Raw genomic sequence first — 1508 nt, forward strand, 5'->3', positions numbered from 1 at the left:
ACTGTAGTTTAGACTAACCAAAGATGAGAACGGTGGCCAAAGAAGAACTAGAGCCACCGCGCCAGGAGAGAATGAGGGTGAAAAATAAAACCTATCCACTCCTTATATGAACAGTGAACGATTAAAGGACTTTCGTCAAGCAGCATACGATTTATTAGTGAAAGCCAAGGATGCCACATTCGAGCTGATGGATGCAGTGATGACCACTCCGAATGCGTCATGTTTAGCGGAATTTTCACTCAATCCATTATTTAAGCGTCAATGGCCAAGCATCTATGAAGCTTTACAAGACTGTAGACCAGACCGAAAAAAACTGATGCTGCTGTATCTGGAGCAATTACAGAAAGAAGCACCCCCAAAGGAACACATATTAGTGGCAATCGACCACACTGCATGGGGGAGACGAGATGCCAAAACGTTACAAGATAGAACCCATGAATATCAAAGGGGTGTAATTGTGGGTCAGGGATACAGTACCATTGCGTGGATACCTGAAGCTCAAGGAAGTTGGGCATTACCCCTGCTCCATGAAAGAATTAGTAGTGGGTCTTCACCCATACTTCAAGCAGCTTCCCAACTCAAACTTGTCTGTGAACAGAGCGTCAATCCAGTTTTAGCAGTTTTAGATCGAGAATATGGGAATGCAAGCTGGGTGCTAGCGCTAAAGCAAGCTTCCATCCCTGCTGATTGTTTAATGAGAGTCCGAAAAAATGCCTGCTTATGGTCAGCACCACCAGCCTATAGTGGTCGCGGTAGACCACGGAAACATGGGCAAAAAATGAGACTCAATGACCCAACCACATGGCGAAAAGCGGATACAGAGATTGAAATTGACGAACATCCAGATTTGGGAAAAGTCCGAGTCAAACAATGGATTGACTTGCATTTTTATCGCGCCCCTGGACAAAAAGTCAATTTAATTCTGATCGAAAGAATGAAGCCCATGTCAAATGGTCAGCCGTTTCCACCCTTATGGTTGGCTTGGGTTGGAGAACGAACTCTACCTTTGGAAACAGTCTGGTTCAAATATTTACGACGCAAAGAGAGTCGATCATTGGTATAGGTTTGCCAAGCAAAGATTGCATTGGACATTGCCTAATTTGAGAACCCCTGAACAATCCGAGCGTTGGAGTGATTTAATGCCGTTGATGAGTTGGCAACTCTGGCTAGCTAGGGATTTAGTGGTTGAGAATGTCTTACTGCAGGCAATCTGCTACCATTAATTTTACCCCTGGACGTGTTGCTCAATCAATGTTTTCGCTTTTAGTTGACATTGGTACTCCCACAAAATTGCCTAAACATAGGGGAAAATCCCCCGGCTGGGAAAAGGGAAGGGTACGGACGGTAGCACCGCGATATCCCACTGTCAAAAAACGGGTTTCTCGACGTAAAAAGTCTTCAAGATTAGCTATTTAATCTTCTCCCTCTTGAGTTTTTAAGCAACAGCTTGCCTGAGATTCAAAGGTGGCTACTTTTAGCTACGCTTATTTTTTAGTCTAAACTACAGT

At 44.1% G+C, this 1508-nt stretch carries 1 protein-coding gene; it reads left to right on the plus strand.

The annotated features are described in order from the left end of the window. Positions 1 to 106: 106 nt before the first annotated feature. Complete coding sequence (locus tag IQ263_RS28005; RefSeq protein ID WP_228050437.1) at positions 107 to 1063, plus strand: transposase; 957 nt, start codon at positions 107 to 109, stop codon at positions 1061 to 1063. The last annotated feature ends 445 nt before the right edge of the window (positions 1064 to 1508 follow it).

Origin of the sequence: Tychonema sp. LEGE 06208, from assembly GCF_015207505.1 — a bacterium.
Classification (GTDB): Bacteria; Cyanobacteriota; Cyanobacteriia; order Cyanobacteriales; family Microcoleaceae; genus Microcoleus.